This is a genomic window from Kribbella pratensis, assembly GCF_004365355.1.
Taxonomy (GTDB): domain Bacteria; phylum Actinomycetota; class Actinomycetes; order Propionibacteriales; family Kribbellaceae; genus Kribbella.
The window spans coordinates 336,218-358,476 of record NZ_SODP01000005.1 but is presented as its reverse complement, the minus strand read 5'-3'; the positions used below and the strand labels follow the sequence as shown (position 1 = coordinate 358,476).

The window sequence follows — 22,259 nt, the reverse complement described above, 5'->3', positions numbered from 1 at the left end:
TCACGCGTAGCGGAAGGCGATGCGCTCGCGCCGCTCGAACGGCCGCCGCCAGAAGAGCCGCCACACCAGCTCCATCGGCCGGCCGGCCATCGAGTCGCGGACCTGGGCGAGGTGCTCGTCCGGCAACTGGTAGAGCACCCAAGCGGCAAGGAACGGTAGGTCGCGCGGGCCGTGCGCCGGTTTGAAGTGCTCCTTCTCCAGGCGGTCCCAGTCATCCTGGACCAGGTAGCGCTGCACCAGCACCAGCGCGTCCCGCTCCTCATGCGCCAGATGCCGCGCCAGGTGCTCGCCGAGAGCAACAACTCGTACCTCCAGGGCGTCCCGGGCGTCTGCGTCGGCGTACGTGGTCAGGCGCTCGAACCCCGCCGTACACGACGACAGCAGCGGGTCGATCTCGGCATGTTCACCCTCCATCGCCTCCAAGGTCGCCCGGCCGTCGGCGTCGGCCTTGGCCAGCAGGAGCGGCCAGAGCGCGGTGTCTTCACCGGTGTGGTGCTTGTGCAGAATCTCCAGGAACTTGTTCCAGCGAGCAGTAAGTGCCCGCCAGGTGGCGCGGTCCTCCACCGGTGTGCCCATCACGGCAGCCTGGAAGGCCGCGAGGTCGCGGCGGAACGCGTGGTGCACCACGTACATCGCGGTCAGGTCGACCGGTCCGGGCGGTGCCGCGGCCTGTCCCGGCAGCATCAGCTGGTCGACGGTCGTTGCGGTCATGAACGATCCCTTCCTCTCGAACTGCGACCACCGTGCCGCCGCCCGCTTGGAACGCGCTTGGGGCCGGGACCCCAAGCGGACCCCAAGCCAGGCCCAAGCCGATCCCCAGCACCGTGCGGATGCTGCTGTCATCACTGATCCGAGGGGGACCTGATGACCGCGTTGTCCGTCGTACGCTGGCCCACGGCCGTCGTACCGCTGTTCGAACGAGCGCTCACCTGTGAGTTCGCGTCACTGACTCGCTCCGGCGCACCGATCACGTGGCCGCTGACGCCGTACCACGACGCCGGCGCGGCCACCATCGACGTGAGCACCGGGCTCAGCTACCCGGCCAAGGCGGAACGAGCCCGCCGTGATCCGCGCGTCGCGCTGCTGTTCTCCGACCCGACCGGTTCGGGCCTCCGCGACGCACCGGTAGCGCTCGTTCAGGGACTCGCGACCGTACGGGACGCTGATCTGCAGGCCAACACGGACCGCTATGTCCGACGGCTGCTGGGGAAGCTCCCCCAGACCGTGGCCGGGCAGCCGTGGTTACTCGTGCGGCAGCAGCTCTGGTACTGGTCGCGGGTGTGGATCGAAGTCACCCCGTTGAAGATCGTGTGGTGGCCGACCGGCCGGGTCGACGGCGATCCGCTTCGCTGGGAGGCTTCGGCCGAGGTGACCGCGCCGCCGTCGGACCCGGCGCCCGAGGGATCAGCGCCACCGCCGTGGGCGGCGCCGCCGGCCGACTGGCGCCAGGGCGCCGATCGCGCGATGGGGCTCGGGAACCCGGTGCTGACGGTTCGCGACGCCGACGGCTGGCCGCTTCCGCTGCGAACGCTCGCCGTGGAGCGAGTCGACGATGGATTCGTGGTCCGCACCGGTTCGCTCGGTGCGGGAGCGCGCGGCCGGGCCTGCCTGACGTTCCATGCGCATGCTGAAGCCTTCACGGGCCAGCAGAACGCTGCGTTCGTCGGCACCGCGGCTCCGACGGCCGACGGCGTCCACGTCCGGGTCGAGCGAGCGCTGGCGGACTTCAGCCTGCCGGCCGGGCGCTTCCGTCAGCTGCGGACGCTCCTGTCGAGCGGCCGGACTCTCACACCTCGCCTTGCCCACGAGGCGGCTCGCCGGCGCCAGCCGCTTCCCGTGGTACGCCGACCGGTCTGACAAGCAGAAGCGCCTCTCACCACGTGGTGAGAGGCGCTCTTCTCTGGTAGCCCCGACGGGATTCGAACCCGCGCTACCGCCTTGAGAGGGCGGCGTGCTAGGCCGCTACACAACGGGGCCAGAGGGTTGTCAGCCGGACCTTGCGGCCCGGGCAACGAGGTTGAACTCTACCGATTCTCATCGGTGCGGTCCAATCCGCTGGGGTACTAGGACTCGAACCTAGACTAACTGAACCAGAATCAGACGGGCTGCCAATTACCCCATACCCCAAAGGCATTTCACCGTCGCTGGGAGTTTGTTTCCGCCCTCACCAACCCGGCTCGGAGAGCTTACCCGAGGCTGGGACCGGACACCAAAACGGGCCCCCTCCGGCGCGTTGTCACTCCCGTCACACCAGACTCTTCTGGTTGTCCGCGGTCAGCCCGAGCCGGCGCGCGATCATCAGCGCGACCGCTCCGAACGCGACGAACTTCACCACGTCGACCGTCACCAGCGACCACGGCGCATCCTTCACGCCGAGACTCGCGCCGACGGTGTCGGTCAGCGCCGCGAAGATGAACGTGACCACGTTGTTGGCCGCGTGCGCCGAGATCGAGGCCTCCAAGCCACCGGTGCGTACGACGAGCACCGCCGCCACCAGCCCGAACGCGAGCCGGTCCACGAACAACGCCGGACTCTGCCACGGCCAGATCCCGTGGGCCGCCGTGAACAGCAGCGCGGTCACCACGACGACGGTCGCCGTACTGCGAACCAGCGCGCCCATCGCCTGCAGCAGGTACCCGCGGAAGTAGTACTCCTCCCCCGCGGCCTGGAACGTCGACGTGAACAGCGTGACGACGATGACCGCGATCGCATCCGGCGCGGCCCCACCGCTGTGCCGCTCGCCGGTGGCGAGCTGGATGTCGCCGAACTGGACGACGGCGAGCGCGAGCAGCTCGATCACGATCGCCGCGAGGGCGAACCAGGCCAGCGGCCACCAGCGCAACCCGCCGGCCACCGAGGACAACAGCCCCGGCCCCTGCCGGTTGAGCTTGCGGGCGACGAGCATGCTGAGCGGGATCAGCACGATCAGTGTCAGGTTCGTCGCGAGCAGGCCGAACCAGGACAGCGTGCCCTCGGGATCCTTCCGGATCGCCTGCTGGATGCCGAGGATGATGACACTGGCGACCATCCAGCCGACCAGGATCGTCAGCGCGCCCAGCACGACGTACCCGCGCGGGGCGTCCGGGTTGCGCAGCAGTCGCTCGTACCGCGTACGCGGGCTCAGCTCGCTCATGACAGCGATGACGTCGTACGCCGGGCCTGCTCGAGGCGGTGCAGGGACTTGTCCCGGCCGAGCAACTCGAGCGATTCGAACAGCGGCGGCGAGATCCGGCGACCGGAGATCGCCACCCGGACCGGGCCGAACGCGTTCTTCGGCTTCAGCCCGAGACCGTCGATCAGCGCCGCCCGCAGTGCCGTCTCGATCGCTTCGGTCGTCCAGTCGCAATCGCCGAGCGCCTTGGCCGAGGCATCGAGTACGGCGCCCGCGTCGCCGGTCAGCACCTTCGCGGCGGCATCCGGATCGATCGTGAACGCGTCCTCGTCGACGAACAGGAACCCGACCATGTCGACCGACTCGGACAGCGTGTTGATCCGCTCCTGCACCAGCGGTACGGCGGCCCGCAGCGTCGTGAGCTGGTCAGCCAACGGCTCCGCCGGGAGCAGGCCCGCGCCGGCCAGGAACGGGATCATCCGCTGGGCGAACTCCTCCGTCGGCAGCATCCGCATGTGTGCCGCATTGATCGCCTCGCACTTCTTCGGGTCGAAGCGGGCCGCATTCGAGTTCACCTTGCGGACGTCGAAGGCCTTGACCATCTCGTCCATCGTGAACACGTCGCGGTCGTCGGCGATCGACCAGCCGAGCAGCGCCAGGTAGTTCAGCAGGCCCTCGGGCAGGAAGCCGCGCTGCATGTACTCACCGAGGCCGGAGCCCGGGTCGCGCTTGGACAGCTTCTTGTTGCCCTCGCCCATCACGAACGGCAGATGCCCGAACCGCGGCGTCCGGCCGCCGCCGACCCCGATCTCGGCCAGCGCCTCGTACAGCGCGATCTGCCGCGGCGTCGACGAGAGCAGGTCCTCGCCGCGCAGGACGTGGGTGATCTCCATCAGCGCGTCGTCGACCGGGTTCACCAGCGGGTAGAGCGGGTAGCCGTTGGCGCGGACCAGGACGTAGTCGCCCAGGTTCTCCGGGAGGAACGTGATCTCGCCGCGGACCAGGTCGTCGAACACGATCGGCCGGTCGGGCATCCGCAGCCGTACGACGGGGCGGCGGCCTTCCTCGACGTACGCCTCAATCTGCTCGGACGTGAGGTTGCGGCAGTGACCGTCGTACCCGCTGTGCTCGCCGGCGGTGCGGGCCGCCTCGCGGCGCTGGTCGAGCTCCTCCTGCGAGCAGTAGCAGTGGTACGCCTTGCCGGCGGCAAGCAGCTTCGCGACGACGTCGGCGTACACGTCCATCCGCTCGGACTGCAGGTAGGGCCCGTAGTCGCCGCCGGCGCCGGGGCCCTCGTCCCAGGTGAGGCCGAGCCAGCGCAGCGAGTCGTAGGTGTACTGGTAGCCCTCTTCGGTGTTGCGGGCGGTGTCGGTGTCCTCGATCCGGAGCACCAGCTTGCCGCCGTAGTGCCGGGCGAAGGCCCAGTTGAACAGCGCACTGCGGATGTTGCCGACAGTCAGCAGGCCCGTCGGCGACGGTGGGAAGCGCACTCGGACCTTGCTCGGCTCGAGGTCTCCGAGTACGTCGTCAGTCACGGACGATCACCTTGTTCGTCAAAGTTCCGATGCCTTCGACGCTGACCGAGACCTCGTCACCGGGCAGCATCGGGCCGACGCCCGCCGGGGTGCCGGTGAGCACCACGTCGCCGGGCAGCAGCGTGGTGAAGGAGGTGATGTAGGCCAGCATCTCGGGGATGTCGAAGATGAACTGCGAGGTCCGCCCGTCCTGCTTGGGCTCGCCGTTCAGCTCGGTGCTGACCCGCAGGTCGGAGGCGTCGAGCTCGGTGCTGATCCACGGGCCGAGCGGGCAGAACGTGTCGTACCCCTTGGCGCGGGCCCACTGCCCGTCGGTCTTCTGCAGGTCGCGCGCGGTCACGTCGTTGGCGACGGTGTAGCCGAAGATCACCTCGTTGGCCCGCTCCCGGGGCAGATCCCGGCAGATCCGGCCGATCACGATCGCGAGCTCACCCTCGAAGTGCAGGTCGCTGGTCTGCTCGGGATAGACGATGCCGTCCCGCGGGCCGATCACGCTGGTGTTCGGCTTCAGGAAGATCAGCGGCTGCTCGGGTACGTCGTTGCCGAGCTCCTGGGCGTGGGCCGCGTAGTTGCGGCCGACGCCGACCACCTTGCTCCGCGGAATGACCGGCGCGAGCAGCCGGACGTCGGCGAGCTGCAACCGCTCGCCGGTGAACTGCACCGGCCGGTAGAGCGGGTCCGAGTCCAGAACGTTGACCGTCCCGACGAGTCCTTCGGGGTCGTCGGTCTCGACCACGCCGTACTTCGGCTCGTCATCCACAGAGAATCTGGCGATACGCACGGCCTGAGCCTACCGTTGGGGTGGGATGAGACAGTTAGCTGGTGACTATCCGGCTTGCGCTCCCGTCCGAGTACGACGCCGTCGGTGAGCTGACCGTGCAGGCGTACTCGCACGACGGATTCGTCCGCGGTCAGTATGCGATGACGCTCCGCGCCGCCGCCGACCGCGCCGCCAAGGCCGAGCTGTGGGTCGCGGTGGACGGCGAGGGCCTGCTCGGCACGGTGACCTATTGCCCGGTCGGCTCTGTGTACCGGGAGATCGGCCGCGACGACGAGGGCGAGTTCCGCATGCTCGGCGTCGCCGGAAGAGCCCGCGGGCAAGGCATCGGGACGGCGCTGACCGAGCGCTGTATAGAACGGTCGCGCGAAGCGGGCCTCCGCCGAGTAGTCCTGAGCAGCGCCACGTACATGACCACAGCGCACCGGATCTACGAACGCCTGGGCTTCACTCGTCTTCCCGAACGCGACTGGGCCCCGATCCCGGGCGTCGACCTGTACGCGTTCGCGCTCGACCTATGACCGCGACGCTTGCCTTCGCCGAGTGGTCGTCGTACGCGATGGACCACGCCGCGCGCGTCGACGCCTTGGTGGCCGGACATCTCGAGCGTCGTCAGCGGCGCGAGTCCCACCCGGTCGAGGACTTCCTGTTCACCTATTACTCCACCCGCCCGAACCAGCTCCGGATCTGGCACCCCGGCCCGGGCGTGCGATTGCTCGACGCACCGGAGTACGCCGATCGTCGCGGGTACGTCGTCGTCGACGGGACGGCATCTCTCGACCCCGCGGAGATCACACGTCGTGCGGACAACATCACGTGGATCCGCCGCCTGCTCGCGTCGACGCTGGACCGGCAACCGCAGTTCGGCTGTTTCGGCCTGCACGAGTGGGCGATGGTCTACCGGACCTCCGACGTACGGCATGAGAAGTGGCCGCTGCGGTTAGGGGCCGAGGGCACCGATCGGGTCGTCGAGTCGCACAAGGTCGCCTGCTCGCACTTCGACGCCTTCCGCTTCTTCACGGCGTCCGCGCGACCCCTCAACGTGTTGCAGCCGACGCGCGAATCCCAGCCGACGCTGGAACAGGGCGGCTGTCTGCACGCCAACATGGACCTCTACAAATGGGCAGCCAAGCTCATGCCCTTCACGCCGAGCTCCTTGCTGCTCGACTGCTTCGAGCTCGCCCGCGATATCCGCACGCTTGACATGCAGGCGTCGCCGTACGACCTGGCTCCGCTCGGCTACGCGCCGGTCCGCATCGAGACGCCCGAGGGTAAAGCCGAGTACACAGCAGCCCAGCGGACCTTCGCCGATCGTGCCCGCCCGCTTCGCCGCCAACTCGTGACTCTTTGCGACGCGCTCCTCGGCTAACCTCGCCCCATGGGAAAGATCGTCGCCACCGCCATCGCCGCACTGCTCATCGCGATCGGCGGCGTCTGGACCCTGCAGGGCCTCGGCTACGTCAAGGGCAGCTCGATGACCGGCAGCACCGTCTGGGCGACGATCGGCCCGATCGTCGCCGCCTTCGGCGTGGCCCTGATCTTCGTCGCCTTCCGCGGCCCTAAGAAGCGCTGACCCTGGTCGCCTTCAGGGCGAACAGAAGCGGGATGCGCGGGGCGTCGTCCGGCAGGCGCCACCAGCCTCCGGGTGTCTGCTCCATCTTCGACCAGCGCGGCCACGGGAGTACTTCGGACTCGCGCAAGCTCGTGATGTGGAAGCCGGCGCCGGCGAGCGCGGTCGTGATTTCGCCGAGGCCGTGGCGCCATTCGTAGCTGGTCTGGCGACCCGGGACCTCGTCGCCGGTGTAGGTGACGGTGGAGTCGTGCGCGATGGGGCCGCGGCCTTCGAGGTAGTCGGCGCGGAGGACCAGCTCGTCGGACTCACCGGGACGGGAGACCTCCCGGAGTGAGTTCAGCAGCGGGTGGAACTCGACGATATAGAGAGCACCACCGGGTTTGAGAAGGTCGTGGACCACTTCGGCCCATTCGTTCAGCTCAGGCAGGTAACACAGCGCGCCCTTGCCGGTGTAGACGACGTCGAACTGCCGGCCGTGGACCGCATCGACCGCGTCGTAGACGTTCGCGTGTACGTAGTCGACCTCGACGCCCGCCTCGTCGGCGATCCGTCGAGCGGCCTCCAAAGACTCCGCGGACAGGTCGAGCCCGCTGGTCCGCGCACCCCGGCGCGCGAACGCGATCGTCTCGGTGCCCAGATGACACTGCAGATGCAGTACGTCGCGACCCTCGAGCGGCCCGAGATCCTCCCACTCGTAGTCGGCGAACCAGAACTCCGCGGGCCGGTCGTAGAAGGCGCTGGCCGCGTGCAGCGGTGCCCGCGCGTCCCAGTCGGCTTCGTTGGCGGCCACCATCTCCTGCGTCTGCGCGTCGAGAGTCACAACGAGCAGTCTCCCCATAGCTGGGTCCACAGGAAGTCCACCTGTGGTCCACAGCTAGGCCCACCGCGGCTACGCTCACATCCACAGGTCTTGTTCAAGGTTTGTGGATAAGGTTGAATAAGGACATGGCGCGGGTGGAGTTACACCGGTGGCCCGGGCACCCCGACGGGTTCACGCGGGCAGAGCGGCTCGGCGGGTCGTACGAGCTGTACTTCCCCGATCCGCTGGTCGGGCGTGAGTTCGACCTGAGCGACGACGTACTCGCGGTGCTCGAGGACGCCGCGGGCGATCTGGCGCGGCTCGATGCGACCGCGGCGGTGCTGACGAACAGCGAGGCGCTTGCTCGGCTGCTGCTGCGGGCCGAGGCGGTCGGGTCGTCGCACATCGAAGGGCTCGTCGTCGGAGCGCGACGGCTGCTGAAGGCCGACGTACTGCGGGAGCGGACGCGCGATGTGACGGCCGAGGAAGTGCTCGGCGCGGTCGATGCGATGACCTGGGTGACCGAGTCCGTACAGGCCGGCGACAAGCTCGAGGTCGAGCATCTGCTCGAGGCGCACCGGCGGCTGATGGCGCAGTCGCCGCACTCGGAGTACGCGGGCGAGCTCCGCTACCTGCAGAACTGGATCGGCGGCCGCTCCCCCGCCGAGGCCTACTACGTCCCACCGCCGGCGCAACTGATCCCCGAACTGCTCGAAGACCTGATCACCTTCGTCCGCGAGTCGCGGCTGCCCGTGCTCGCGAAGGCCGCGATCGCGCACGCCCAGTTCGAAACCATCCACCCGTTTGCCGACGGCAACGGCCGGACCGGGCGCGCGCTGATCCACCTGATCCTGCGCGCCGAGGGCCTGGTCACGCGAACTGTCCCGCCGGTCTCGCTCTCGCTCGCCACCCACGCCACGGAGTACGTCGACGCCCTGACCGCCTTCCGGTACGTCGGACGCGCGACGACGCCGAAGGCACGCGCTGCCGCGAATCCGTGGCTGCGGATGTTCGCGCTGGCCTGCACCCATGCGACCGCCGAAGCCGCGCGTTTCGAGCAGGCCGCCGTCGACCTCAAGGCCGCCTGGCGGGAACGTGCGGCGCCGGTCCGGGCAGGCTCCGCGACGGACCTGCTGATCGACGCACTGCCTGCGGCGCCGGTCCTCACGCTCGCCGCCGCGGCGCAGCTCATCGACCGCTCGCAGCAGGCCGCCAACCAAGGGCTCGCCCGCCTGGTCGAGGCGCGCATCCTGCGCGAGGTCACCGATGGCCGGCGCAACCGCGTCTACGAGGCGCCCGAGCTCATCGACGCCTTCACGCTGCTCGAACGCCGCTTCGCCAGTCCGGCCGCCGACACCCGGATCGAGCCGCCTAGCAGACCCGTTCCCTCGCGGCCAGAACCGACACACCAGTGAATTGACTTTCGTCTCCCCGGCGAGCAAGAATTCGAACATATGTTCGATCGTACAGGGGAGAAGCGATGTCGGAGGCGTTCGACTGGGACATCCTGCACAAGCCATCGGCGATGGCCATGGTGCGCGGCCAGCTCGGCTTCAGCTGGATGGTGCTGTCCGGGCGACTCGCGCAGTTGACCGACGAGCAGTACTTCTGGCGACCGAGCAGCGAGGCGCTCACCGTCGTCCGGCGGCACTACGCCGGCCACTTCCGATCACTCGGGTCCGGCGAGTGGGTGGCGCAGTGGCCCGACGAGCCGGATCACCGCGGACCGCGCACGATCGCCTGGCTGATCGCTCATCTCACCGAGACCTTCTTCGAGCGGTGGGAGTGGACGTTCGGAGCGAGTCAGCAGGGTCGCGCCGACATCAACCTGCACGGCAACGCGCGCGACGCGGTCGCCTGGCTGACCTACTGGGTCGAAGCCTGGCGCGACGCGATCGCCGCACTGGACGAGGACGAGGTGATGACGGTCGGACTGAGTCAGGCCAACGAACTGGACGCCGGCGAGCCCTTCGGTCATGTCGTGCTGCGGCTGAATCGCGAGCTGATCCACCACGGCTCGGAGATCATGACGCTCCAGGATCTCTACGCGGTCGCGGCGTGAGGACCACAACATGTGCGACACGCGGCGTGGCGCTACCACAAGATGTAGATCGCTCCACCTAGCATCACTACTGCTGGTGGTTCGGAGTGGTCGGCACCACAAGATGTGGGCCACTTCGAGGCAACAGGGGAATCCGGTGCGAATCCGGAGCTGCCCCGCAACGGTGAGCGGACGCGCTGTCTCGAGGCGTCCACGAGTCCGGATACCTGCCACCGGCGCATGCACCGCCGGTGCGTGCGGTCCGAGACCTCGCGGGTGGGTCGCAGGGCGTGACGGCAGTGATCCCGGCCGGTGCTGCCGGTCCCGTCGTGCGCCTGCTCGCGTGGTACCAGGCTTCCGAACTCTTGTGGAGAGCACACCTGTGACCCTTGCTTCCTCAACGGCTTCGTCCGCATCCCCGACCTCGGGGATCGCGGCGGATCAGCCGATCGAGCTCACCGTCATCCGTCGCGACGGCAGCAGCACGCCGTTCGACGCCACCAAGATCTCCGTCGCCGTGACGAAGGCTTTCCTCGCGGTCGAGGGCGCCGACGCCGGCGCCACCCACCGGGTCCGCGACCTGGTGACCGACCTGACCGGCCGGGTCGTCGGCGCGCTGACCAGCCGCGACCGCCATCACAGAGCGCGGCGCACCGTGCACGTCGAGGACATCCAGGACCAGGTCGAGCTGGCGCTGATGCGCGCCGGCGAGCACCAGGTCGCCCGCGCCTACGTGCTGTACCGCGAGGAGCGGACCAAGGCACGCACGCCTGCCGACGCGGCCGGCATCACCGAGAAGCCGACGCTGACCGTCCGCGCGGCCGACGGCAGCCGGTCTCCGCTCGACGTCGACCGGCTGCGGGTGATCGTCGCGGAGGCGGCAGCGGGGCTCGACGCGGTCGATCCCGAGCTGATCCTCGATGAAACCCTCGGCGCCTGCTACGACGGCATCGCGCAGCACGAGGTCGAGCTGGCGCTGGTGATGGCGGCGCGCGGCTTCGTCGAGACCGAGCCGCAGTACAGCTTCGCCGCGTCCCGGCTGCTGCTGGACCAGATCCGGCGCGAGGCGCTGGGGCGTGTCCACGGCGAGCCGCGGCAGGCCAGCCAGGCCGAGATGGCCGAGGCGTACCCGGCCTACTTCCCGCAGTACATCCGGACCGGGATCGAGGCCGGCCTGCTCGACCCCGAGCTCGGCACCTTCGACCTCGAGCGGCTCGCTGCGGCGATCAAGCCCGAGGCCGATCTCGACTTCACGTTCCTCAGCCTGCAGACGCTGTACGACCGGTATCTCCTGCACATCGACAAGGTTCGGTTCGAGTTGCCGCAGGCCTTCTTCCTCCGGGTCGCGATGGGGATGGCGATCCGCGAGGATGACCGGGAAGCGCGGGCGATCCAGTTCTACGAGCTGCTCAGCTCGTTCCGGTTCATGTCGTCGACGCCGACGCTGTTCAACTCCGGCACGACCCGGCCGCAGCTCTCGTCCTGCTTCCTGACCACGGTCGAGGACGATCTGGCCGGCATCTTCAGCGGCATCCGCAACAACGCGCTGCTCGCGAAGTACTCCGGCGGCCTCGGCAACGACTGGACCCCGGTCCGCGGCATCGGCGCCAAGATCCGCGGCACCAACGGCGAGTCCCAGGGCGTCGTCCCGTTCCTGAAGATCGCCAACGACACCGCCGTAGCCGTGAATCAAGGCGGAAAACGTAAGGGCGCGGTCTGTGCGTATTTGGAGACCTGGCACATCGATATCGAGGAGTTCCTCGATCTGCGGAAGAACACCGGGGACGAGCGGCGGCGTACGCATGACATGAACACCGCGAACTGGGTGCCGGACCTGTTCTTGCAGCGGGTCGAGGCCGGTGGCGAGTGGACATTGTTCTCACCCGACGAGGTCACCGAGCTGCACGATCTGTACGGGACGGCGTTCGCCGAGGCGTACGTCGCGTACGAGGCCGCGGCGGATCGTGGTGAGATTCGCGTGTTCAAGCGGGTCAAGGCCGTCGACCTGTGGCGGCGGATGCTGACGGTGCTGTTCGAGACCGGGCATCCGTGGATCACGTTCAAGGACGCCTGCAACCTGCGCTCGCCGCAGCAGCACGACGGTGTGGTCCACTCGTCGAACCTGTGCACCGAGATCACCCTCAACACCACGGTCGAGGAGACCGCGGTGTGCAACCTGGGATCAGTCAACCTGGTCGCCCACCTGACCGAGGACGGTCTCGATGCCGACCTGCTCCGCGACACGGTGAAGACCGCGGTCCGGATGCTCGACAACGTCATCGACGTGAACTTCTACACGACCCCGGAGTCGGAGCGGGCAAACCAGCGCCACCGTCCGGTCGGCCTCGGGCTGATGGGTTTCGCGGACGCGCTGTTCGCGCTGCGGATCCCGTACTCGTCCGAGGCCGCGGTCGAGTTCGCCGACAGTTCGATGGAGCAGATCAGCTACCACGCGATCGAGGCGTCGAGCGATCTCGCTGCGGAGCGCGGGCGGTACTCGTCGTACGACGGATCACTGTGGAGCAAGGGGATCCTGCCGATCGACTCGCTCGAACTGCTGACGTCAGCCCGCGGTGGCGACGTGATCGTCGACGAGACCCAGCGGCTGGACTGGGACGTACTGCGTGCGAAGGTGCTGCGCGACGGCATGCGGAACTCGAACGTGATGGCGATCGCGCCCACCGCGACGATCTCCAACATCTGCGGCGTGAGCCAGTCGATCGAGCCGACGTACAGCAACCTGTTCGTGAAGTCGAACATGTCCGGTGAATTCACCGTCGCCAATCCGTACCTGGTCGCCGACCTGAAGGCGCGCGGGCTGTGGGACCAGGTGATGGTGTCGGACCTGAAGTACCACGACGGCGTGCTGGCCGGTATCGAGCGGATCCCGGAGGATGTGCGGGAGTTGTATGCGACCGCGTTCGAGATCGACCCGCAGTGGCTTGTCAAGGCAGCGTCGCGGCGGCAGAAGTGGATCGACCAGGCACAGTCGCTGAACCTCTACATGGCGAAGCCGAGCGGTCGCGCGCTCGACGAGCTGTACCGGTCGGCCTGGCGCTATGGCCTCAAGACGACTTATTACCTGCGTTCCCAGTCAGCAACCCACGTGGAGAAGTCGACATTGAAGGGCACCGACGGACGGCTGAACGCGGTCGCTGTCACGGTCGCGACGCCGGCGCCGATTCCGGCCGACGTGCCGCTTCCCGAACCCACCGGAGCTGTCTGCTCCATCGACGACCCTGACTGCGAGGCGTGCCAGTGACCACCGGACTGAGCGAGATCAACGTCGGTGCCGGGCGGGTGCACGTCGCCGACAAGGCGATGATCAACTCGCGGGCGGACGTCAACCAACTGCTGCCGCTGAAGTACACGTGGGCCTGGGAGAAGTACCTTGCCGCGTGCAACAACCACTGGATGCCGACCGAGGTGTCCATGCAGGCCGACATCTCGCTCTGGCGGCGTGCACCAGGCGCGAAGGACGGCCTGACCGAGGACGAGCGGCTGATGCTCAAGCGCAACCTCGGCTTCTTCGCCACCGCGGAGTCGCTGGTCGCGAACAACATCGTGCTCGCCGTGTACCGCCAGTTGAGCAACCCCGAGTGCCGGCAGTATCTGCTGCGCCAGGCATTCGAGGAGGCGGTGCACACCCACACCTTTCAGTACATCTGCACATCGCTCGGGCTCGACGAGGGCGAGCTGTTCAACATGTACCGCGAGGTGCCGTCGATCTCCGACAAGGATGCCTGGGCGCTGAAGTACACCCAGCACCTCGAGGACCCGGACTTCCGCACCGGTACGCCGGAGACGGACACCGCATTCCTGCGCGACCTGATCGCGTTCTACGTCGTGTTCGAGGGAATGTGGTTCTACACCGGGTTCGCGCAGATCCTGTCGCTCGGCCGGCGGAACAAGATGGTCGGTATCGCCGAGCAGTACCAGTACATCCTGCGCGACGAGTCGATCCACCTGAACTTCGGCATCGACTGCATCAACCAGATCAAACAGGAGAACCCGCACCTGTGGACGGCCGCGTTCCAGGCCGAAGTCCGGCAGATGCTGACCGAGGCGTGTGAGCTCGAGGTCGCGTACGGCCGGTCCACGATGCCGAACGGGATGCTCGGGCTGACGGCGGAGCTGTGCGAGCAGTACATGCACTTCATCACCGACCGCCGTGCAGAACAGATTGGTATCGATCCGATCTTCGGTGAAACGCGGAACCCCTTCGGCTGGATGTCAGAGGTGATGGACCTGAAGAAGGAGAAGAACTTCTTCGAGACCCGAGTGATCGAGTACCAGTCCTCCAGCGGACTCAGCTGGGACTGACCCCGAGATCACCCCAGATCGGGAGGCCCGCGGAGCTACTCGCCGCCCCGCGGGCCTTCCTTACCCTCGCCAGCCTGATCGGTCGTTCAGCTCGTCACCGGGCGGTCAGGCAGGAGCGTATTTGCCGACGAAGTCGAGCGCGGTCCGGGCCACCTCTTCCCACCCGTGGTCGATGACCAGCGAGTGCCCGCGCCCGGGAATCTCGACGAACTCGGTGATGCCGGAGTTCTTCGTGTGCTGCTTGTACGCCGCGTGCGTGATCGCATGCGGGACCGTGTGGTCCTTCTCGCCGGACACCAGCAGGATCGGCCCGCGGTCCTCCGCCTTGTACTCGACCTTCGTCTCGCTGAACGGGTTGAGGTTCGCCACCGCCGCCTGGAAGATCGGTACGCCGGACGCCGCGACGTGGAACTCGTCGTACAACTGCCGGGCCTCGTCCTCGTCGAGGTTGTTCGCCCAGCCGTACTTGAACTCGTCGAAGGTCAGCGTGACCGAGCGCCGCGCGTTCGCCGGGTTGCCCAGCACCGGCGAACCGGACTTCAACGCCGACACCGGAAGCGGCAGCACGCCGCGCCCCGGCGCCGGATCGATCGCGACGGTCACCGCGGACGCGCCCTCACCCGCGATCTTCTGCGCGATCAGCCCACCGAACGAATGCCCGACGACGGCCGGCTTGCGGTCCAGTCCGCGGATCGCTTCGAGGTAGTGGTCGGTGACTGCCTGCACCATCTTGTGCGCGAACACCTCGGGGTGCTCCCGCGCCTCCGCCACCGTCTCCGGGTCGTCCGGCCAACCGGGGGCGATCGTGCTGTAGCCGTTCTCCTCGAACAGCCGCCGCCAGCGGTCCCAACTGCTGGACAACAGCCACAAACCGTGGATGAACGCCACGGGTTGCTTGCCGGACGTGTTTGCCTGCTCGACTTCCGACTGCTCGCGATCAGTCAGCGACATAGTTCCCCCTCTTCAGACTCGAATGCTGGCGATGCTAGCCGTGACACCCCTCGACAACCAGCGATCCGAGGAGATCGGCCACTGCGGGGTTGTTCGCGTCGGTCAGGTCTTCAGGCGCCGAGCAGACTGATGATCTCCGCAGTGGTGCCGGACTCGCCGAGGCGGGGGAAGATGCGGGTCAGGGAGTGGTCGTGGGACTCGGCTGCGAGGTCGGTCATCGCGTCGGTGGCGAGCGTGACGTTGTAGCCGTGTTCGTACGCCGCTCGGGCGGTCGACTCGACGCCGATGCTGGTGGCGACGCCGGTCAGCACGATCTGCGTGATGCCCCGGCGGCGGAGCTGTACGTCGAGGTCGGTGCCGTGGAACGCACCCCAGTTGCGCTTGGTCACAACGATGTCTTCGGGATGGCCGGCCAATTGGTCGACGATCTGATCCGCGCCGGCGGGCGGCGTACCGCCACCCGACCGGGCAGGCTGCTCGGTCCGGCCGGTCAGCCGGTCGGCGCCATCGGCCGCGAAGCTGACCCGGACCAGGACCACCGGGAGATCGTGCTTGCGGAACGCATCGGCGAGTTCGACCGTCTTGCCGATCACGTCCGCGGTGCTGTGCGGCTTGCCCGGGAGCGCGGCGACGCCGTTCTGCAGATCGATGACGACCAGCGCGGTTTTCGGGTCGAGGGTGGTGACTGACACGGGATGGAGCCTCTCTATTCGGGGAGTTTCGCGAACGTCACCAGCACGAGCAGCGCGGCGACGGCGAGCAGAAAGATCGCCATGTCGTGCAGTCCGGTCGTCGTTGCGCCGTGCTGGAAGAAGTGGGCGTTGGCCGCGGCGGAGATGAGCGCGCCGACGTACACGCAGGTCCGCAGCAGGCCGGCGGACGAGCCGATCCGGGCGGGGTCGGCCTGCTGGTAGAGGGCGGTCTGGTTGGCGAGGTTGTTCAGGCCCTGCGGGATGCCGGCGATGACGCCGACGACAGCCAGGACCCAGATCGACGTACTCGGACCGATGAACAACTGCGCGGCCGCGGCCGCCACGAGACAGATGCTTCCAGCAACGAGTTTGCCGCGGATCGCTGCCCGCCGGCCGGTGAGCAGCGTGACCAGGACCGCCGCAAGGGACAGTGGTAGAAGAAGCAGACCAGCGGAGGAAGCACTGAGCCCGCGGGCCTCCTCCAGCCATTGCGTGAAGCCGTAGAGGAACGAGTACGCGCCGACGTACGCGAGCACCTGGCGCGCGTACGTGAAGATCAGCGGACGGTTGCCGCCCAGCACTCGCAGATCGATGAACGGCGCGACGACGCGCAACTGCGTGATCACGAACGACACCCCCAGGACCAGTGCGAGCACCAGTACGTACCACCGCGAGAGCCGCGGCTGCATCAGGAACAACATCAGCGAGACCAACGTCGTGGTGAACAACGCGATCCCCGCATAGTCCAGCCCCTCGGCGCCGCGCGACCGCGCCCGGCGCGGCAACCACAGCGCGCCGAGCACCACACAGATCACCGACAGGGGGACGTTGATCGTGAAGATCAGATGCCAGCCGCCGAGCCCGATCAACAGGCCGCCGAGCGTCGGGCCGATCACCGCGATCACCTGGTTCGCGACCGACAGGCTGCTCAGGATGACGGCGGGCGTGTCCATGCCGGTGCGGTCGGCCTCGCTGCGGATCAAGGACATCGCGGCCGGGTACGCCGCCGATGTACCGAGGCCGAGGAGAACCCGGGAGCCGACGAGTACGCCGAGGTTCGGGGCCAGCGCGCCGAGCAAACCGGCTACTCCGACCAGGGAGGTCGCGATCAGGTAGAGCGGCCGCGGACCGAACAGGTCGACCAGTCGGCCCATCACCGGCTGGCCGACCGCGGTCGCGATGTACAACCCGGTGACGAGCCACGCGGTCTGCGACGGCGGTACGCCGAACGCCGCGCCGATCGGGATCAGCGCCACCGCCAGCATCGACGAGTTGATCGGGTTCAGCACCGAACCCACGAACATCGGCGCGATCAGGCGCCGGTCGAACCTCGACGACTCCCCCGTCACAACGCAGCCACCGGGCCCGTCGCTGGGCTGGTCGCTGGGCTGGTCGCTGGGCTGGTCGCTGGGCTGGTCGCTGGGCTGGTCGCTGGGCCAGTCACCGGGCTCGTCACCGGGCTGGTCACCCGGCCAGTCACCGGGCCAGTCAACGGGCGTGTCACCGGGCCGCCTCGATGGCGCGATCGAGCAGGGCCAGCGCGGTGATGATCTTCTGCCGCTCGGCCTCGGTGCAGTGGTCCTGCAGCGCCTGCGCGAGCCACTCCTGCCGAACCTTGCGATCCCCCTGCAGGCGATGGCGACCGGCCGACGTCAGCGACACCACCTGCCGGCGACCGTCCTGCGGATCGGGGTGCCGCTGGATCAGATCGGCCTGCCGCAGCGCGGCCAGGATCGCCGCCATCGACTGCGGCCGGATCCGCTCCGCCGTGGCCAGCTCGCTCGCCGACGCCGGTCCGTCCTTGTCGAGCCGGCTCAGCACCGAGGACTGCGACGGCGTCAGATCGTCGGTGTCTGCCAGTGCCTTCAGGCGCCGTTTGACCCGGCCGAAGACCACTCGCACCTCGCTCGCCGCGCGGACCGCGGACGCTGAGATCTCCATGCCGGCCACCATAACTCATCAGTCCAGACTGATCAGTTCGAGCTGTCATTGGCAGCTCCAACGACAGACGGAGAAGTTTTCGCAATCCCTGGACAGGGCCTGCCGGACCGGACTAGCGTCTCAGTCTCAACCAATTCTATTCACCGTGAGAATAAATGGCGAAGCTCGAACGAGGCAGCGTCGGCACCCGGACGGCGAACCGCGGGGCGGTCATCGCCGCGCTGCTGTCCGGCGCCGGGATCGACCGGCGCCAACTGGTGCAGCAGACCGGACTCAGCTGGGCCACGGTGGCCCGGATCGTCGACGACCTGCTGGCCGACGGGCTGGCCCTCGAGCAGCACAAGATCGTCCGCGACGGCCCCGGCCGCCCCGGAGCCGCGCTCGGCTTCAACCCGCAGTCCGGGCTGGTCTGCGGGATCGACCTCGGCGGCACCTACTGCCGGATGGTGATCGCCGACGGCATCGGTACGGCGATCATCCGCTGCCGCGACGAGACACCGCGGGACCTGGGCGCCGCCGAGCTGGCGTCCTGGATCGCGACGCGGGTGCTCGGACTGGTCGAGCGGTACGGCGACGGCGTACCGCTCACGTCGGTGGCGATCGGACTGCCCGGTGTCGTTGCCTCCACCAAGGATCGCGTGGTCGGCGCGTTCAACCTGCCACAGATCCTCGGCACCACGTTCGTCGAAACGGTCGCCGCGGAGCTCGGCGTACCGACGATCATCGACAACGATTCGAACCTGGCATTGCTGGGTGAGCTGCACTACGGCGAGTTGCCCCGGGACGAGACCGTCGTCCTGCTCAGCCTGGGCACTGGTCTCGGTTCGGCGGTCGCGTTCAACCGGCAGGTGCTCGCGGGACCCGAGGGTCTGCTCGGCGAGTTCGGCCGGCTGCGACTGCCGGGCCGCAAGGAACGGCTCCGTGACCTGCTGTCCGGTGCCGGCTTGCTCGCTCTCGCGCAGGAAGCCGGTCACCGACTCAGGAAGGCCGACGAGGTCTTCGCCGAAGCCGACCGGTTCGGCGGGCTCGTCGACGAGATCCACGAGGCGCTGCTGCACCTGGTGTCGATCGTTGCCCTGGCCTACGAGCCGAGCACGGTCGTCTTCACCGGCGGCTTCTCCGGTGCGTTCAGCGACTCCGTGCTGGAGTCGGTGAGCGCCGAGACGTACGAGACGGTCGGCGTACAGAGCGATCTGCGCCGGTCTGTGCTCGGGGAGTCAGGCGGCCTGCTCGGTGCGATGGCCGCCGCCCTGAGTGGCTACTACACCGCGATCGGGGTGGCCCGCCACCAGGTCGCCTCGATCACCACCTCCGCCCCCGGTGTCGTGGCCCAGCTGGACAGCTGCGCCGTCGACCCCTCCCAAGCTGTCCTCCCATCAGACTAGGGGAACTGGCATGAAGCCCTGGAAGACCTTGGCTCTGCTCGCAGCGCTATCGCTCAGCCTGGCCGCCTGTGGCGGTTCCGGCCCGAGCAAGGCCGCGCCGACGAACAAACTGACGGTCTGGATGATGACCGGCGGTCCCGGTGACAACAAGATCATCGGCGACGTCACCAAGCAGTTCAACGAGAAGCACCCCGACGTGAAGGTGACCGTCGAGGTGCAGCAGTGGGACAACATCGTCACCAAGCTGACCACAGCGCTTGCCTCCGACAACCCGCCCGACATCGTCGAGATGGGTAACACCCAGACGCCACTGCTGACCGCCTCCGGCGCGCTGGCCGACCTGACCGACAAGAAGGGCGAGTTCGAGTCGTCCGGCCAGTGGCTCGCCGGCCTGGCCGGACCGTCGACGTACCAGGACAAGCTCTACGCCACTCCCCTGTACGGCGGAACGAAAGTCGTCATGTACAGCAAGAAGATGTTCGCCGCCGCGGGGATCGACAAACCGCCGGCGACCGTCGACGACCTGATCGCGGACTGCGGGAAGCTCGCCAAGGCGCACACCTCGACGCCGAACTTCTCCGCGTTCTACATGCCCGGCCAGTACTGGTTCGCCGGGATGCCGTTCCTGTTCGGCAAGGGCGGCACGATCGCCACCGACACGGACAACAAATGGACCGCGCAGATGAGCAGCGCGGAGAACCAGGCCGGCCTGGCAGAGTGGAAGAAGTTCCAGAACGGCTGCTCGACGCCGTCCTCGATCGGCGCCAACACCGACAGCCCCGACCAGGACCAGATCTTCGCCGACCAGAAGGCCGCGATGATCTACGTCAAGGCGTGGGAACCGGGCGCGGTCGCCGAGAAGAACGCCAAGGTCGCCGCCGACGCCGGGTACTTCATCATGCCGGGCTACGAGCCGGGCAAGCCACTGCCGGTGATCGTGGCCGGCTCGACGATCGGTATCGCCCAGAACAGCCCGAACAAGGACATGGCCGTCGACTGGCTGAAGATCATCACCGGTAAAGCGTTCCAGCAGACGATGACCCGGACGATCCACCAACTCCCGGTGGTCGCCGCGTTCCTGCCGACGGGCAACGTGCCTGAGGTGCTGAAGCTCGGCGCGCAGGCAGCCACGGTCAGCCAGGCGCTGCCGTCCACGCCGGGCGAGGCGACGCTCGAGACCGAGAGCTACAACGAGCAGTTCTTCTCGAAGATCGCCAAGGGCGCGGACATCGCCGCTGCTGCGAAGGACTACGACAAACACGCGACCGAGGCGTTCAACGCCCAGTCCGGACAGCGCTGACGGCCGATGACCTCGCTGACCCAGGCGCCCCAGACAACGCCGGTAACGCCACCGCGCCCAGATCGCACAGCTCGGGCGGTGCGCGGGAATCGGCTGGCACGGTTCACGCCGTACGGCCTGATCGGGCCTGCGCTGATCGCGTTCGCGGCCGTGCTCGGCTATCCGATCGTGCGGCTGGTCTGGCTGTCGCTGCAGGACTTCGGGCCGCGGTCGCTGTTCACCGGCGAGGCGCCGTTCGTCGGGCTCGAGAACTTCACCCGGGTGCTCGGCGACAGCGACTTCTGGTTCACGCTGCTGCGCACCCTGCTCGTCAGCGTCGCCTGCGTGGGCGGCCTGATGGTGATCGGCTTCCTGCTGGCCTCCCTGCTGATGCAGGTGTCGGCGTGGGCGCGGGTGATGCTGTCGGTCTGCCTGGTGCTGGTCTGGGCGATGCCGATGGTGTCGGCCACGATGATCTGGCGGTGGCTGTTCGAGCCGCAGTACGGCGTACTGAACTGGGTGATCACGCAGCTCAAGGTGTTCGGCGACTTCTCGGCACACGACTGGTTCTCGTCGCCGAGTCAGGCGTTGGCGCTGATCATCGCGCTGATCGTCTGGAAGGGTCTGCCGTTCGTGGCGCTCACGCTGTACGCCGCGATGGGCCAGATCCCCGGTGACCTGTACGAAGCGGCCGCGCTGGACGGCGCCGGGCGATGGAACGTGGCCCGGCACGTCACGATGCCGATCCTCGCGCCGGTGCTCGCCGTACTCGTCCTGCTCGAGGTGATCTGGTCGGTCAACTCGTTCACGCCGATCTGGGTGCTGACGCAGGGCGGTCCCGACGGCGGCACGACGACGCTCGGGGTCTACTCGTATCTCGAGGCCTTCACCCGCAACGACTACAGCGGCGGCGCGGCGATCGCGATCATCACGGTGCTGCTGCTCGCCGTACTGTCCGTGCTCTACGTACGGCGGTTGTTCGCCCAGGACGAGGCTGTCGTATGAGCCGCATGAGAAGGAAACGGGCCGTCCCCAACGCCATCGCCGTACTCGTCTCGCTGGTGGTGATCTTCCCGGTCTACTGGATGTTCGCGACGGCGCTGAAGCAGCCCGGCAAGATCCTGTCCGCGACCCCCGAGTTCGTCCCGTGGCCGCTGAGCCTCGACAACTTCCGTACGGCGCTCACGCACGGGCCGTTCCTGCACTACGTGCGCAACTCCTTGCTGGTCTCGGTGTCGACCGTGCTGATCGCGCTGGTCGTTGCCCTGGGCGCCTCGATCGCGCTCGCGCGGTTCCGGTTCATCGGCCGGCGGGCGTTCCTCGTCGGGCTGGTGCTGGTGCAGATGGTGCCCGGCTCGGCGATGGTCATCCCGCTCTACCTGATGCTGCGGTCGGTCGGCGCGATCGACTTCGTGCCCGGACTGATCATCACCTACATGACGTTCGTCCTGCCCTTCACGATCTGGACGCTGCGCGGCTTCGTCGCCGGGATCCCGCTGGAACTGGAGGAGGCCGCGATGGTCGACGGCTGCGGCCGGTTCGGCGCGTTCTGGCACATCCAGCTCCCGCTGCTCGCGCCGGGCATCGTGGCGACCTCGATCTTTGCCTTCATCAGCGCGTGGGACGACTACCTGTTCGCCTACGTGTTCCTGAAGTCCCAGAACAACTACACGCTGCCGGTCTGGCTGGTCTCGTTCCAGACGTCCGACGGTATCGACAACGGCGCCACGATCGCGGCGTCGGCGATCTTCTCGCTCCCGGTGCTGATCGTCTTCCTGCTGATCCAGCGCCGGCTGGTCGGCGGGATGACGGCCGGCGCGGTCAAAGGCTGATTTCCCCTGGAGGATGTT

21 protein-coding genes, 2 tRNA genes and 1 riboswitch are annotated in these 22,259 nt (G+C 67.9%); of the genes, 12 read left to right on the top strand and 11 right to left on the bottom strand.

Going from position 1 to position 22,259, the window contains the following annotated elements; all coding sequences use genetic code 11:
• A complete protein-coding gene (locus EV653_RS39805; protein ID WP_166679711.1) occupies window positions 1–711 on the bottom strand; it encodes a hemerythrin domain-containing protein in 711 nt (236 codons plus the stop codon).
• A gap of 153 nt (window positions 712–864) precedes the next feature.
• Between EV653_RS39805 and EV653_RS39800 the strand changes: the two genes are divergently transcribed.
• The gene (locus EV653_RS39800; protein ID WP_134111502.1) at window positions 865–1,857 is read left to right on the top strand and encodes a hemerythrin; all 993 of its coding nucleotides are present in this window, start codon (window positions 865–867) and stop codon (window positions 1,855–1,857) included.
• 44 nt (window positions 1,858–1,901) lie between these two features.
• Here EV653_RS39800 and EV653_RS39795 read toward each other — a convergent pair.
• From EV653_RS39795 to EV653_RS39775, 5 genes are all read right to left on the bottom strand, one after another.
• Window positions 1,902–1,977, bottom strand: a tRNA-Glu gene (locus tag EV653_RS39795).
• 78 nt (window positions 1,978–2,055) lie between these two features.
• Window positions 2,056–2,127: transfer RNA gene (locus EV653_RS39790), tRNA-Gln, on the bottom strand.
• A 118-nt stretch (window positions 2,128–2,245) separates the two neighbouring features.
• Complete coding sequence (locus tag EV653_RS39785) at window positions 2,246–3,133, bottom strand: CPBP family intramembrane glutamic endopeptidase (protein ID WP_134111501.1); 888 nt, start codon at window positions 3,131–3,133, stop codon at window positions 2,246–2,248.
• On the bottom strand, window positions 3,130–4,647 hold the full coding sequence (gltX, locus tag EV653_RS39780; RefSeq protein WP_134111500.1) for a glutamate--tRNA ligase: 1,518 nt from the start codon (window positions 4,645–4,647) through the stop codon (window positions 3,130–3,132). The genes EV653_RS39785 and gltX overlap by 4 nt, the downstream gene beginning before the upstream one ends.
• Entirely contained in the window at window positions 4,640–5,428 is a 789-nt protein-coding gene (locus EV653_RS39775) for a fumarylacetoacetate hydrolase family protein (protein WP_134111499.1), read from the bottom strand. The genes gltX and EV653_RS39775 overlap by 8 nt, the downstream gene beginning before the upstream one ends.
• 41 nt (window positions 5,429–5,469) lie before the next feature.
• On the opposite strand from EV653_RS39775, the gene EV653_RS39770 reads away from it, so the two are divergent.
• The 3 genes from EV653_RS39770 to EV653_RS39760 are packed head-to-tail and all read left to right on the top strand — an operon-like array spanning window position 5,470 to window position 6,998.
• Window positions 5,470–5,946 carry a GNAT family N-acetyltransferase gene (locus EV653_RS39770; protein ID WP_238160762.1) on the top strand — a complete coding sequence of 159 codons (477 nt, stop codon included), beginning with the start codon at window positions 5,470–5,472 and terminating at the stop codon, window positions 5,944–5,946.
• Complete coding sequence (locus EV653_RS39765; protein ID WP_134111497.1) at window positions 5,943–6,794, top strand: 3-methyladenine DNA glycosylase; 852 nt, start codon at window positions 5,943–5,945, stop codon at window positions 6,792–6,794. Before EV653_RS39770 ends, EV653_RS39765 begins: the two co-directional genes overlap by 4 nt.
• A 9-nt stretch (window positions 6,795–6,803) precedes the next feature.
• Complete coding sequence (locus EV653_RS39760; RefSeq protein WP_134111496.1) at window positions 6,804–6,998, top strand: hypothetical protein; 195 nt, start codon at window positions 6,804–6,806, stop codon at window positions 6,996–6,998.
• Here EV653_RS39760 and EV653_RS39755 read toward each other — a convergent pair.
• Window positions 6,985–7,818: a class I SAM-dependent methyltransferase gene (locus tag EV653_RS39755; protein WP_202872051.1), complete on the bottom strand. Its 834-nt coding sequence runs from the start codon at window positions 7,816–7,818 to the stop codon at window positions 6,985–6,987. The two genes, EV653_RS39760 and EV653_RS39755, sit on opposite strands and share 14 nt — an antisense overlap.
• Before the next feature lie 125 nt (window positions 7,819–7,943).
• Between EV653_RS39755 and EV653_RS39750 the strand changes: the two genes are divergently transcribed.
• The 4 genes from EV653_RS39750 to EV653_RS39735 all read left to right on the top strand — a co-directional run bounded on the left by EV653_RS39750 (window position 7,944) and on the right by EV653_RS39735 (window position 14,161).
• Window positions 7,944–9,212 (top strand): Fic family protein, encoded by a 1,269-nt coding sequence (locus EV653_RS39750; RefSeq protein WP_134111495.1) that lies wholly within the window; start codon window positions 7,944–7,946, stop codon window positions 9,210–9,212.
• Window positions 9,213–9,277: 65 nt separating this feature from the next.
• A complete protein-coding gene (locus EV653_RS39745; protein WP_130449042.1) occupies window positions 9,278–9,859 on the top strand; it encodes a DinB family protein in 582 nt (193 codons plus the stop codon).
• Between the two features lie 60 nt (window positions 9,860–9,919).
• Window positions 9,920–10,087, top strand: a riboswitch (cobalamin riboswitch).
• Between the two features lie 133 nt (window positions 10,088–10,220).
• Window positions 10,221–13,100, top strand: coding sequence for a ribonucleoside-diphosphate reductase subunit alpha (locus EV653_RS39740; RefSeq protein ID WP_202872050.1), 2,880 nt, complete (start codon window positions 10,221–10,223; stop codon window positions 13,098–13,100).
• Complete coding sequence (locus EV653_RS39735) at window positions 13,097–14,161, top strand: ribonucleotide-diphosphate reductase subunit beta (RefSeq protein WP_238160761.1); 1,065 nt, start codon at window positions 13,097–13,099, stop codon at window positions 14,159–14,161. Before EV653_RS39740 ends, EV653_RS39735 begins: the two co-directional genes overlap by 4 nt.
• Window positions 14,162–14,266: 105 nt before the next feature.
• Here the strand turns inward: EV653_RS39735 and EV653_RS39730 are convergent, their stop codons facing one another.
• The 4 genes from EV653_RS39730 to EV653_RS39715 all read right to left on the bottom strand — a co-directional run bounded on the left by EV653_RS39730 (window position 14,267) and on the right by EV653_RS39715 (window position 17,745).
• Window positions 14,267–15,112 (bottom strand): alpha/beta hydrolase, encoded by an 846-nt coding sequence (locus EV653_RS39730; RefSeq protein ID WP_134111492.1) that lies wholly within the window; start codon window positions 15,110–15,112, stop codon window positions 14,267–14,269.
• A 110-nt stretch (window positions 15,113–15,222) separates the two neighbouring features.
• Entirely contained in the window at window positions 15,223–15,804 is a 582-nt protein-coding gene (locus tag EV653_RS39725; protein ID WP_134111491.1) for an isochorismatase family protein, read from the bottom strand.
• 14 nt (window positions 15,805–15,818) lie between these two features.
• Window positions 15,819–17,153: an MFS transporter gene (locus EV653_RS39720; RefSeq protein ID WP_202872048.1), complete on the bottom strand. Its 1,335-nt coding sequence runs from the start codon at window positions 17,151–17,153 to the stop codon at window positions 15,819–15,821.
• A gap of 151 nt (window positions 17,154–17,304) precedes the next feature.
• A complete protein-coding gene (locus EV653_RS39715) occupies window positions 17,305–17,745 on the bottom strand; it encodes a MarR family winged helix-turn-helix transcriptional regulator (protein ID WP_134111490.1) in 441 nt (146 codons plus the stop codon).
• Window positions 17,746–17,900: 155 nt separating this feature from the next.
• Between EV653_RS39715 and EV653_RS39710 the strand changes: the two genes are divergently transcribed.
• From EV653_RS39710 to EV653_RS39695, 4 genes are all read left to right on the top strand, one after another.
• Entirely contained in the window at window positions 17,901–19,130 is a 1,230-nt protein-coding gene (locus EV653_RS39710; RefSeq protein ID WP_134111489.1) for an ROK family protein, read from the top strand.
• A 10-nt stretch (window positions 19,131–19,140) separates the two neighbouring features.
• Window positions 19,141–20,430, top strand: a complete 1,290-nt coding sequence (locus EV653_RS39705; RefSeq protein ID WP_134111488.1) for an extracellular solute-binding protein — start codon at window positions 19,141–19,143, stop codon at window positions 20,428–20,430.
• 78 nt (window positions 20,431–20,508) lie between these two features.
• Window positions 20,509–21,414, top strand: a complete 906-nt coding sequence (locus EV653_RS39700) for a carbohydrate ABC transporter permease (protein WP_202872047.1) — start codon at window positions 20,509–20,511, stop codon at window positions 21,412–21,414.
• A 5-nt stretch (window positions 21,415–21,419) separates the two neighbouring features.
• A complete protein-coding gene (locus tag EV653_RS39695) occupies window positions 21,420–22,241 on the top strand; it encodes a carbohydrate ABC transporter permease (protein ID WP_134111486.1) in 822 nt (273 codons plus the stop codon).
• Window positions 22,242–22,259 lie beyond the last annotated feature (18 nt).

Excerpts from the sequence above, each read along its gene's own strand:
- EV653_RS39765 (WP_134111497.1), top strand. The coding sequence starts at position 5,943 with ATGACCGCGACGCTTGCCTTCGCCGAGTGGTCGTCGTACGCGATGGAC.
- EV653_RS39710 (WP_134111489.1), top strand. The coding sequence starts at position 17,901 with ATGGCGAAGCTCGAACGAGGCAGCGTCGGCACCCGGACGGCGAACCGC.
- EV653_RS39695 (WP_134111486.1), top strand. The coding sequence starts at position 21,420 with ATGAGAAGGAAACGGGCCGTCCCCAACGCCATCGCCGTACTCGTCTCG.
- EV653_RS39800 (WP_134111502.1), top strand. The coding sequence starts at position 865 with ATGACCGCGTTGTCCGTCGTACGCTGGCCCACGGCCGTCGTACCGCTG.
- EV653_RS39745 (WP_130449042.1), top strand. The coding sequence starts at position 9,278 with ATGTCGGAGGCGTTCGACTGGGACATCCTGCACAAGCCATCGGCGATG.
- EV653_RS39805 (WP_166679711.1), bottom strand. The coding sequence starts at position 711 with ATGACCGCAACGACCGTCGACCAGCTGATGCTGCCGGGACAGGCCGCG.
- EV653_RS39705 (WP_134111488.1), top strand. The coding sequence starts at position 19,141 with ATGAAGCCCTGGAAGACCTTGGCTCTGCTCGCAGCGCTATCGCTCAGC.
- EV653_RS39715 (WP_134111490.1), bottom strand. The coding sequence starts at position 17,745 with ATGGAGATCTCAGCGTCCGCGGTCCGCGCGGCGAGCGAGGTGCGAGTG.
- EV653_RS39750 (WP_134111495.1), top strand. The coding sequence starts at position 7,944 with ATGGCGCGGGTGGAGTTACACCGGTGGCCCGGGCACCCCGACGGGTTC.
- EV653_RS39785 (WP_134111501.1), bottom strand. The coding sequence starts at position 3,133 with ATGAGCGAGCTGAGCCCGCGTACGCGGTACGAGCGACTGCTGCGCAAC.
- EV653_RS39730 (WP_134111492.1), bottom strand. The coding sequence starts at position 15,112 with ATGTCGCTGACTGATCGCGAGCAGTCGGAAGTCGAGCAGGCAAACACG.
- EV653_RS39760 (WP_134111496.1), top strand. The coding sequence starts at position 6,804 with ATGGGAAAGATCGTCGCCACCGCCATCGCCGCACTGCTCATCGCGATC.